The organism is Serratia sp. P2ACOL2 (genome assembly GCF_003691565.1).
Lineage (GTDB): Bacteria > Pseudomonadota > Gammaproteobacteria > Enterobacterales > Enterobacteriaceae > Serratia > Serratia liquefaciens.
Genome location: NZ_CP033162.1, coordinates 2,873,718 through 2,885,290 on the forward strand (window position 1 = coordinate 2,873,718; position 11,573 = coordinate 2,885,290).

8 protein-coding genes are annotated in these 11,573 nt (G+C 57.0%); 5 read left to right on the top strand and 3 right to left on the bottom strand.

From position 1 onward, the window contains the following. Nucleotides 1–1,170 carry a serine-type D-Ala-D-Ala carboxypeptidase DacD gene (gene dacD, locus EBA31_RS13915; RefSeq protein WP_122079486.1) on the bottom strand — a complete coding sequence of 390 codons (1,170 nt, stop codon included), beginning with the start codon at nt 1,168–1,170 and terminating at the stop codon, nt 1–3. Nucleotides 1,171–1,450: 280 nt separating this feature from the next. Between dacD and EBA31_RS13920 the strand changes: the two genes are divergently transcribed. After that, entirely contained in the window at nt 1,451–3,757 is a 2,307-nt protein-coding gene (locus EBA31_RS13920; RefSeq protein ID WP_122079487.1) for an FdhF/YdeP family oxidoreductase, read from the top strand. 15 nt (nt 3,758–3,772) lie between these two features. Here the strand turns inward: EBA31_RS13920 and EBA31_RS13925 are convergent, their stop codons facing one another. Next, nucleotides 3,773–4,627: a LysR family transcriptional regulator gene (locus EBA31_RS13925; RefSeq protein ID WP_122079488.1), complete on the bottom strand. Its 855-nt coding sequence runs from the start codon at nt 4,625–4,627 to the stop codon at nt 3,773–3,775. Between the two features lie 99 nt (nt 4,628–4,726). Here EBA31_RS13925 and gloA point away from each other — a divergent pair, with 99 nt between their 5' ends. From gloA to EBA31_RS13940, 3 genes are all read left to right on the top strand, one after another. Continuing rightward, nucleotides 4,727–5,254, top strand: coding sequence for a lactoylglutathione lyase (gloA, locus tag EBA31_RS13930; protein ID WP_020827114.1), 528 nt, complete (start codon nt 4,727–4,729; stop codon nt 5,252–5,254). 185 nt (nt 5,255–5,439) lie between these two features. Next, complete coding sequence (locus EBA31_RS13935) at nt 5,440–7,374, top strand: exoribonuclease II (RefSeq protein ID WP_046373401.1); 1,935 nt, start codon at nt 5,440–5,442, stop codon at nt 7,372–7,374. 228 nt (nt 7,375–7,602) lie between these two features. Further along, a complete protein-coding gene (locus EBA31_RS13940) occupies nt 7,603–9,660 on the top strand; it encodes a carbon starvation CstA family protein (protein WP_116690360.1) in 2,058 nt (685 codons plus the stop codon). A 200-nt stretch (nt 9,661–9,860) separates the two neighbouring features. Here the strand turns inward: EBA31_RS13940 and fsa are convergent, their stop codons facing one another. After that, a complete protein-coding gene (gene fsa, locus EBA31_RS13945; RefSeq protein WP_020827117.1) occupies nt 9,861–10,526 on the bottom strand; it encodes a fructose-6-phosphate aldolase in 666 nt (221 codons plus the stop codon). A 147-nt stretch (nt 10,527–10,673) separates the two neighbouring features. On the opposite strand from fsa, the gene EBA31_RS13950 reads away from it, so the two are divergent. Further along, entirely contained in the window at nt 10,674–11,573 is a 900-nt protein-coding gene (locus EBA31_RS13950; protein ID WP_122079489.1) for a glycyl-radical enzyme activating protein, read from the top strand.

Genomic DNA, 11,573 nt, shown 5'->3' on the forward strand with positions numbered 1-11,573 from the left:
TCAAATCTTCAGTTTTACGTAGTCCATCAATCGTGAGAACGCGCCGCCTTGCTGGACCGGTTGCAATGCCACCAGCGGCAAGGTTTTGAGCAGCTTGCCGTTATCGCTGATACGGATTTCGCCAATCGTCTGCCCTTGGGTTAACGGGGCATCCAGGCGCGGAACGCTGACCACATACTGCGCCTTCAGTTTGTCGGCTTCACTTTTCGGCAGGCTGAGATATTCCTCTTTTGCACTGCCCACCGCGACCTCATGACGGCCGCCATACCACACTTTTTCCTGCCCCAGATTTTGCCCGGCGCTGAACAGATGCACGGTGGTGAAATCACGCAGGCCCCAGGTCAGCAATTTGCGCGCCTGCTCTTCACGCCCTTTCGAACTTTTACCGCCCATCACCACCGCAATCAGCCGCCGGTCTCCTTCAGTGGCCGAGGCAATAATGTTAAAGCCGGCCGAGGCGGTATGCCCGGTTTTCAACCCGTCGACGTGCAGGTTTTTATCCCACAGCAGCCCATTGCGATTTTGCTGGGTGATGCCGTTCCAGGTCAGCGATTTCTCGCTGTACATGTGATACTCCGCCGGTTCGCTCATGATGATAGCGCGTGAAATCACCGCCAAATCGCCCGCCGTAGTGAATTGCCCCGGCGCATCCAGCCCATGCACGGTTTCGAAATGGGTATTCTGCAGGCCAAGCTGGGCACTCTTTTCATTCATCAACTTAACGAATGCCGCCTGGCTACCTGCCACATAATCCGCCATCGCGACACAGGCATCGTTGCCCGAATCAATGATGATACCGCGGCTGAGATCGCGAACCGTGACCCTGTCACCTGGCTTTAAGAACATCAATGATGATCCCTTAAACACCGGGTTGCCCTGCGCCCAGGCGTCATTGCCCACCGTCACCACGTCATCCAGGCCAATTTTGTGCTGATCGAGCGCGTGATCAATCACCAATCCGGTCATCAGCTTCGTCAGGCTGGCTGGGTTGCGGCGCTGATCTGCGTTTGCCTGCGCCAACACCTGTCCAGTGGTGTAATCCATCAATACGTAAGAGGCGGCGTCTATCGCCGGCGGTGTGTTTTGCGCAATACTGGAGGGAACATCTGCTGCCTGTACCGCCAGCGGCACTAACATGCCGGCGATCATCACCCATACTGAACGCTTCAATCATTGTTCCTCAGGCCCTTAGGGCTAAATAAAATGCCAATATAATCCGTGATATAGACTGCATTAATTATCGGGAAAGCGGAATCGTTACTCTTTTTCAGCAGGTGTCATAATGCAACGATTTGTTTGCCCGGTACCGCTACGCGATAAATCTGCTCTATGCCGCCATTGTCCCATTCGATTAGACGCTCACACCGCCCCAACCTAAACTTGTGACATAAACACTGAAAGCGCTTAAAAAAGCGTTCACTTATTAGCTACATCACCTGCGAAGAACAATATGAAATTTAAACCGTCAATAAAGCCGTATACCGGCGCGGCGGGCGGCTGGGGTTCACTCGAAGCCACTACCCGCTATGTGCTCGACAGTAAACAGACGCTGCAAAACCTGCGTAACCTGATGCGCGTGAACAAGGCTCGCGGCTTCGACTGTCCAGGTTGTGCCTGGGGCGACGACAACCACAGCACCTTCAGTTTCTGTGAAAACGGCGCCAAAGCTGTCAGTTGGGAAGCCACGCGTAACGCGGTCGATCCGGAGTTTTTCGCGGCTCACAGCGTCAGCACCCTGCTGCAGCAAAGTGATTATTTCCTGGAATACCAGGGCCGTCTCACCCACCCCATGCGCTATAACGCCGAAACCGACCACTACCAGCCGATCAGTTGGCCGGATGCGCTGGCGTTAATCGCCCAGCACATTAACCAGATGGATAACCCGAACCAGATCGAGTTGTATACTTCGGGCCGCGCCAGCAATGAAGCTTCTTATCTGTATCAATTGTTTGGTCGTATGCTCGGCACCAGCAATTTCCCTGACTGCTCCAATATGTGCCACGAAGCCAGCGGCGTGGGCCTGAAACAAAGTATCGGCGTAGGGAAAGGCACCATTCGCATGGACGACTTTGAAAAAGCCGATGCCATCTTCGTGTTTGGCCAGAATCCCGGCACCAACCACCCGCGCATGCTGCATAGCCTGAAAAATGCCGCCAACCGCGGTGCGCGCATCGTCAGTTTTAACACCCTGCGCGAACGTGGCCTCGAGCGTTTTGCCGATCCGCAAAGCCCGATTCAAATGCTGACGCCCAAGTCGTCGCCGATCAGTTCATCCTATTACCAACCCAACCTCGGCGGGGATATGGCGGCCGTGCGCGGCATGGTGAAAGCGCTGCTGGAAAGTCATCGTGAGCGCCTGGCGGCCGGTGAACCCGGCCTGTTCGATCAGGCATTCATCAGTCAACACAGCGTCGGCGTCGAGGCGTATCTGGCGCAGGTCGATGCTACGACCTGGCAACAAATCACCCAGCAGTCCGGCCTCAGCGAGGAACAATTGCGTCAGGCGGCGGCGATTTATCAGGGTGCCGAACGCGTGATCTGCACCTGGGCGATGGGCGTCACCCAGCATAAGCATTCTGTGCCAACGGTACGTGAGATCACCAACCTGCAGCTGCTGTTCGGTCAGTTGGGTAAACCGGGCACCGGCCTGTGTCCGGTACGCGGCCACAGCAACGTGCAAGGCAACCGCACCATGGGCATTGATGAGAAGTCGCCCAAGGCACTGCTCGACAGCCTGGAGCAGCACTTTAACTTCTCGCCGCGACGCGAACCGGGCCATAACACCGTAGAGGCCATTGAGGCGATGCTGCGTGGTGAGGTTAAGGTCTTGCTGGCTTTGGGCGGCAATCTGGCCGCGGCTGCGCCGGACACCGAACGCACTGCCCGCGCCCTGCGCCGTTGTGATCTGACGGTGCATATCAGCACCAAGCTCAACCGCAGTCATCTGGTCACCGGCAAAGACGCGCTGATCCTGCCGACCCTGGGCCGTACCGAACAGGATATGCAGGCCAGCGGCCCACAGTACATTACGGTTGAGGACTCTTTCAGCATGGTGCATGCGTCGGAAGGCGTCGGTAAACCACTGGCGGAGACCCAGCGTTCTGAAACCGCCATCGTGTGCGGCATCGCCGATGCGGTGTTGGGCAACCAGCAGCTCGACTGGCTGGAGCTGGCAGACGATTATTCGTTGATCCGCGACCACATCGCCGCCACCATTCCCGGTTTCGAAGATTTCAACCGGCGCTGCGACCAGCCCGGTGGTTTCTACCTGGGTAATGCCGCCGCAGAACTGCGCTTTGACACCCCAAGCGGCAAGGCCGAGTTTAGCGCTGCACCTCTGCCAACCAGCCTGTTCCCGCAGTTGGATGGCCGACAGGCGCCCTTCACGCTGCAAACACTGCGTTCGCACGATCAGTACAACACCACTATCTACGGACTGGATGACCGTTACCGCGGCGTCTACGGCCAACGAGAAGTGCTGTTTATACACCCTGAAGATCTGGCGGCGTTGGATATGCAAGACGGTGAGCTGGTAGAGATTGAAACGCTGTGGAATGACGGCATTACACGTAAGGTCAGTGGCTTCAAACTGGTAAGCTACGATATCCCACGCGGTAATCTGGCGGCTTACTACCCAGAGACTAACCCGTTGGTTCCGCTGGCCAGCTTTGGTGACGGCACCGGCACGCCAACGTCGAAGTCGATACCGGTGGAGATCCGCCGTTGTGTGGCGCAACCGACGCTGCGTATTGCCTGAATGGATGCGCCCGGTTCACGCCGGGTGCATTAACAGATCGAGCGCCGTCTGCAACTCGTCAGAGAGCTGATGGCGGCGCCACACGAAGTACAAATTGCTGACCCCTTCCGCCCCCATTTCCACCACTTTTAACGCCTGCTCAGGCAGGATCATCGGCAGCAAAGACCCCGGAACACAGGCGACGCCACAACCCGCTTTTACGCAGGCTGCCATCGCCGTGTACGACTCCATCTCCAGCGTCATCCGCGGCTTTAGCTGGCGTGAGGCTAACCAGCGATCGATTTTCAGGCGGAAAGAGCACTCGCGGCTGAAGGTATAAAACTCTAACTGTGCCAGGGTTGCGGCGTCCAGCTGCGGCACCGAGGCCGGCATCAACAGCACCAGGCGCTCATCAAACGCCGCGCGACTGGCCAGCAGCGGGTGCTCTATCGGCCCGTCGGTCAACGCCAGATCGATCTCGCTGTCAATCAGCATTCGCTCCAGCACCAGCGAGTCTCGACTCAGCACGTTGACCTGCATGTGGGGCTGGCTGCGGCGCAAGTGAGCGATGCGTGACGGCAGGTGACTGATCAGAGAAAAATCCAGCGCCCCAAGATTCAGCAGGCCCTGCGGTTGACGACCGGCGAACAATTGTTGGCTGCGGTCTGCCAGCGTCAGGATGTCGACGGCCTGTTGATAGAACTGTCGGCCTTTCGGCGTGACATAGAGCCGGTTTTTATCGCGAAAAAACAACTCGCCGCCAAGTGAGTCTTCTAACTCTTTGATGCGCAACGTGACGTTGGAGGGGACACAGTGCAATTCCCGCGCGGCGGCGGCAATGGTTTTATACTCCACCACGGCGCAGAAAAATCTAAGCTGACTCAGCTTCATGCTTCATTCACTTTTAGTTAGTGTTTTGGTTAGAAACAATCACTTTAGATTAGCATTTATTTGCCCTAGAGTCGTATCGACAACCTAAGAGGGATCCCTATGCCACTGAATGATTTACTGAACCTGCCGGGCGTAACCGCGCAGCCGGAAACCGTCACCGACGGCTACGTGTTCAATCACACCATGATCCGCGTGAAGGACTTAACCCAAGCGCTGGACTTTTATACCCGCGTGCTGGGCTTTACCCCGGTGTATCTGGAAACCTTCAATGAAGCCGCGTTTACCATTTGCTACCTGACCCGCAGCCCGCGCGACCAGATCCCACAGGATGACGATGCCCGTAAACGCTGGGTCCTGAGTCAACCGGGTATTTTGGAGCTCACCCATAACCACGGCACCGAGCAGCAGGCCGATTTTCATTACCACAACGGCAACAGTGAGCCGCGTGGCTTTGGCCACCTCTGTGTGACGGTGCCTGACGTGCACGCTGCCTGCGAGCGTTTTGAGCGCCTTGGCGTGAACTTCCAGAAACGTCTGCATGAAGGTCGCATGAATTACGTGGCCTTTATCAAGGATCCCGACGACTACTGGATTGAAATCCTGCAGCCTACGCCGCTACAGAACTGATTTACCCCCCGTTTCCCCCCGGCGTTTCGAGCCGGGGTTTTCTTCCCGCCTTTTGAACGCCCAATATTCCATAAAATCGCGCCCCAACGCGGGAAAACCGTGACGTTTGGCTTGCCCGCAGCGGGTGATTCGCGTAAAACTGTCAGCCGCAAATCTTGCCACTCACAACCCATTCACTGGACGATATGTTTCAAGATAACCCGCTGCTGGCGCAGCTTAAACAGCAACTTCACTCTCAGACCCCGCGCGTTGAAGGCGTAGTAAAAGGGACTGAGAAAGGCTTTGGCTTTCTTGAGGTCGACGGTCAAAAAAGCTATTTCATTCCGCCACCGTACATGAAGAAAGTCATGCACGGGGACCGAGTGACCGCAACCCTGCATACCGAGAAAGAACGTGAAATCGCCGAGCCGGAAACCCTGATCGAGCCCTTCCTGTCGCGCTTTGTCGGCCGTGTGCAAAAGCGTGATGACCGTCTGTCCATCGTACCCGATCATCCGTTGCTGAAAGACGCGATCCCTTGCCGTCCGGTGCGTGAACTGAAACATAACTTCCAGGCCGGTGACTGGGCGGTAGCGGAAATGTGCCGCCACCCGCTGAAAGGCGATCGTGGCTTCAACGCCGACCTGACCCAATTTATTACCGACGGCGAAGATCACCTGGCGCCGTGGTGGGTCACGCTGGCCCGTCACAGCCTGGAAAAAGAAGCGCCGGAGATGATCGCGATCGATGAGCCGGATGCTTCCGTGCCGCGTGAAGATCTGACCGCTCTGAATTTTGTCACCATCGACAGCGCCAGCACCGAAGATATGGACGATGCGCTGTTTGTGCAGGACAACGGCGACGGCTCGCTGCAATTGACCATCGCCATTGCCGATCCGACCGCCTACGTCGCGCAAGGCAGCGCGCTGGATGAAATCGCCCGCAAGCGCGCCTTTACCAACTACCTGCCAGGTTTCAACATCCCTATGTTGCCGCGCGATCTGTCAGACAACCTGTGTTCACTGCGTCCGAACCAACGCCGTCCGGTGCTGGCTTGCCGCGTGACCATCGGTGCAGACGGCGCATTGGGTGACGATATTCGCTTCTTCGGCGCCGAGATCGAATCAAAAGCCAAACTGGTTTATGACGAAGTCTCCGACTGGCTGGAAGGCATTGCCGGCTGGCAGCCGCCGAGCGATGAAATCGCACAGCAAATCACCCTGCTCAAGCGCGTGTGCGATGCACGTAACGCCTGGCGCCACCAGCATGCTCTGGTATTCAAAGATCGCCCAGACTACCGCTTTGTGCTGGGTGAAAAAGGCGAAGTGCTGGAGATCATCACCGAACAACGTCGCACCGCCAACCGCATCGTCGAAGAGTGCATGATTGCTTCCAACGTCTGCGCCGCCATTGTGCTGCGCGACCGTCTGGGCTTTGGCATTTACAACGTGCACACCGGTTTCGATCCGCTGTTGGTTGAGCAAGCCGTAACCGTACTGCAAGCCAACGGCGTTGAAGCCGAAGCCGAGAAGCTGCTGACGCTGGAAGGTTTCTGCGAACTGCGTCGTCACCTGGATTCGCAACCGACCCAGTTCCTCGACAGCCGTATTCGCCGCTCTCAGACGTATGCCGAAATCAGCACTACGCCGGGGCCACATTTCGGTCTGGGCCTGGAGGCTTACGCCACCTGGACCTCTCCGATCCGTAAATACGGTGATATGGTCAACCACCGCTTGCTGAAAGCCGTTATCACCGGGCAGTCCGCAGAGAAACCGCTGGACGAAGTGACAATCCAACTGGCCGAACGTCGTCGTCTGAACCGGATGGCGGAACGTGACGTTGGCGATTGGCTCTACGCGCGCTACCTCAAGGATAAAGCAGGCACCGATGAACGCTTCAACGCGGAAATCATCGACGTAACCCGCGGCGGCCTGCGCGTTCGTCTGCTGGACAATGGCGCAGTGGCCTTTATCCCGGCGCCCTTCATTCACGCGGTACGTGATGAAATGGTATGCAGTCAGGATACCGGCACGGTGCAGATCAAAGGCGAAGTCGTTTATCGTCAGGGGGATACCCTGCAGGTCACCATCGCCGAAGTGCGTATGGAAACCCGCAGCGTGATCGCCAGACCGGCGGCTTAACCCGCAACATAAACGTTATGCCAGACAAACACCGGACGGGTCTCCCTCCGGTGTTTTTTATTTCCAGTAACATCCTCATCACCTTGTTTTTACGCTATTACTCAACCGGCTTCACATTTCTCATCCGACCTGCTTCTCTTCGCCTGCAAAACTCCTACTTTTAATTTGTAGCCATTCTCCCTAAGAACACTTCTTTCTTTTTTTCTGCACACCAAGGAGTTGTTGAACATGAAAAACGTCAAGTCCGGGATCATCTGGCTGGTGGTGGCGTTGGTCGGTGCATTCGCCTTCGCCATGCTGGCGCTAAGCCGCGGTGAACACGTCAATGCGGTTTGGCTGGTGGTGGCTGCGGTCGCCTGTTACAGCATCGCTTATCGCTTCTACAGTCTGTTTATCGCCAAAAAAGTCTTTGAGCTCGACGACCGCCGCATGACCCCGGCCGAACGTCGCAACGACGGGTTGGACTATGTCCCCACCAACAAGTGGGTGTTGTTTGGTCACCACTTTGCCGCCATCGCCGGGGCCGGGCCGCTGGTTGGCCCTATTCTGGCAGCGCAAATGGGCTTTCTGCCCGGCACTATCTGGATCCTGGTCGGGGTAATGCTGGCCGGCGCCGTGCAGGACTTCCTGATCCTGTTCATCTCTACCCGTCGTGACGGTCGTTCGCTGGGTGAAATGGCCAAGCAGGAACTGGGTGCCTTCGCCGGAGTGATCACCATGCTGGGCGCGCTGGGGGTGATGATTATCATTCTGTCCGCGCTGGCGCTGGTGGTGGTTAAAGCCCTGGCCGACAGCCCCTGGGGCTTGTTCACCATCGCTGCAACCATCCCAATCGCCCTGTTTATGGGCGTGTATATGCGTTTTATCCGGCCGGGTAAAATCGCTGAAATCTCGGTGATCGGTTTTGCGCTGATGCTGCTGGCGATCATCTACGGCGGCAACGTGGCGCAAGACCCCTACTGGGGGCCCTTCTTCACGCTGCACGGCACCACGCTGACCTGGGTGTTGGTGGTTTACGGCTTTGTCGCTTCGGTGTTGCCGGTGTGGCTGCTGTTGGCACCGCGTGACTATTTGTCCACTTTTATGAAGATTGGCGTCATTATCGGGTTGGCTGTAGGTATCGTCTTCGCCATGCCGGAAATGAAAATGCCGGCGGTATCGCGCTTTATCGACGGCAGCGGCCCGGTGTTCGCCGGCTCGCTGTTCCCGTTCCTGTTTATCACTATCGCCTGTGGTTCGATTTCCGGTTTCCATGCGCTGGTTTCCAGCGGTACCACGCCGAAACTGGTGGAGCGCGAGAGCCATATTCGCTTTATCGGTTATGGCGCCATGCTGATGGAGTCCTTCGTGGCTATCATGGCGTTGATTTGCGCGTCGGTGATCGACCCAGGCGTTTACTTCGCCATGAACTCGCCGGCGGCGCTGATCGGCACCACGGTGGAGAATGCCTCTCAGGTGATTAACAGCTGGGGCTTTATGATCACCCCGGAAACCCTGACGATGATTGCCAAAGACGTCGGGGAACATTCCATCCTGTCGCGCGCCGGCGGCGCCCCGACCTTCGCCGTGGGCATGGCACATATCATTACCGAGGTGTTTAACAGCCGCGCAATGATGGCCTTCTGGTACCACTTCGCCATTCTGTTCGAGGCGCTGTTTATTCTGACCGCCGTCGATGCCGGGACCCGTGCCTGTCGCTTTATGGTGCAGGATCTGGTCGGCGTGGCGATCCCAAGGTTAGCTAACAACCGTTCTTGGTTCGGTAATCTGGCGGGAACCACCGTGGCCGTCGCCGGCTGGGGCTTCTTTGTCTATCAGGGGGTGGTCGATCCGCTCGGCGGCATCAATACGCTGTGGCCGCTGTTCGGTATCGGCAACCAGATGCTGGCCTCGATGGCCTTGATCCTCGGTACCGTGGTGCTGTTCAAAATGAAAAAACAGCGCTATGCCTGGGTGACCATTTTGCCGACCGTCTGGTTGTTTATTACCTCAATGACCGCCGGCTGGCAGAAAATATTCCACGAGAAACCGAGCATCGGCTTCCTGGCGCAGGCGAAGAAATTCTCTGCCGGTATTGAACAAGGCACGCTGATCGCACCGGCCAAGACGCTGAAGGATATGGAGACCATCGTTTTCAGTAACCAGATTAACGCCGCACTGTGCGCTTTCTTTATGCTGGTGGCGGTAACCATGCTGGTCTCCGCCTTCTTTGTGATCCGTCGCGCGCTGAATGCCAGCCAGCCCACGGCGCAGGAGTCGCCGATCGTCCTGCGTGAAAATGTATAAATTCAGTTGGTTATAATCAGGGCGCTGCGGCGCCCTCAGACTGCTGACAAACCTGCGTAAAGGCTAAACCTGTAGGGGTCGAACATGTTCGACCCGATTTAACCCATTGATTATGCTATTGGGCACAGCATGCAGCGCCCCTACCATTAAACAACAGAGCACTTTGTCAACGGACGCCCTTTTCTTTGCTTATGCGGTTCTCAGTTCAGCAGATTGGTGCCGAACGCCCCCTGCCAATCTTGCTCGAATTTCTCTACCGCGGCCTGAACCGCCGGTGCCGCGAGGAACTGCTCAGCCACGTCGACCGGCAGAGTGATGGCCTGACAACCCGCCAGCAAGCATTCCAGCGCCTGACGCGGCGTTTTGAAACTGGCCGCCAGCACCCGGGCTCCCGGCGCGTGCAGCGTCAGCAATTGCTGCAGCTCGTGAACCATTTCAATGCCGTCACCGCCCTGCGCGTCCAGGCGGTTCACGTATGGGGCCACATACTCAGCTCCCGCCAGCGCCGCCAGCAGTCCCTGACCCGCACCATAAACCGCCGTCCCCAGCGTAGGAATCGACATCGACTTCAGTTTTTTAATCGCTGCCAGGCCTTCTGCGGTCGCCGGTACCTTAACCACCAGCCCAGGCACTCGCTGATGAAGCAACGCCGCTTCCGCCACCATGCGCTCGGCGTCGTTAGCCATCACCTGAGCAAAGAGTTTGCCGGTGCCCCCCAGCGCATCGCGCAGCGCCGGTAACACTTCCCAAATCGGTTTTCCCTCTTTGGCAACAATGCTCGGATTGGTGGTCACACCGTGCAGAGGCAGGATGCGCGCCAATCGTTTTACTGCGTTCACATCGGCGGTATCGAGATAAAGCTCCATTACGGACTCCTGAATCTTTTGTGGACGAATTCAAACTCTCATCATAGTAGGAACATGCAACGCATTTATATTTGATCGAAATCAAATCAACTTTCATTCGAAACAACTTTAATGACAAAAGAAAAGCAACCGAATGACAGGTGACTCGTGATCTTCAATCTGCAGCGCTATTCCACCCATGATGGTCCAGGCATCCGCAGCGTAGTGTTCCTGAAGGGCTGCTCGTTGGGCTGTCTCTGGTGCCAGAATCCGGAAAGCCGCTCGCGAAAAGCGGATTTGCTGTTCGATCCGCGTTTATGCCTCAGCGGCTGTACCCTGTGCGCCGAAGGCCATCCTCAGGCGATTCAACGAATAGACGACAACCTGCTGATCCAGCGCGAGTTACTCAGCCACGCAGAGTATGCCGCATTAGCCGCCCGTTGCCCAACCGACGCACTCAGCCTGTGCGGCAGCGCAGTAAATATCGACGATATCATGACCGAGGTGCTGCGCGATCGGCCTTTTTATCTGCGCACCGGTGGCGGCCTGACCCTCTCCGGCGGTGAACCCTTCATGCAGCCTGCCGTGGCGGCAGAACTGCTGAAGCGCGGCCGTGAGGCCGGCATTCATACCGCGGTGGAATCTTGCCTGCATACGCCCTGGTCGCACATAGCGCCTTCGCTGCCCTGGCTCGATCTGATGCTGGCGGATTTGAAACACGTCGATGAAAAACGTTTCAAGCAGTGGACCGGCGGCTCCGCCAAACGGGTAATGGAAAACTTCCGCCGCCTGGCAGCCCACGGTACCCGAATGACCGTGCGCGTCCCGCTGATCCCCGACTTTAACGCCGATCGCCGCTCAATTCGCGCGATTGTCGATTTCGCCGCCGATGAGGCCGGCGTTACAGAGATTCATTTCTTGCCGTACCACACGTTGGGTATCAACAAATATAACCTGCTCGGCGAGCCTTATCACGCGGCCCGCACCCCACTAGATGCCCCTGAACTGCTGGCCTATGCCGAACAGTACGCCGAGGCCAAAGGGCTGACTGCCATTTTGCGAGGATAA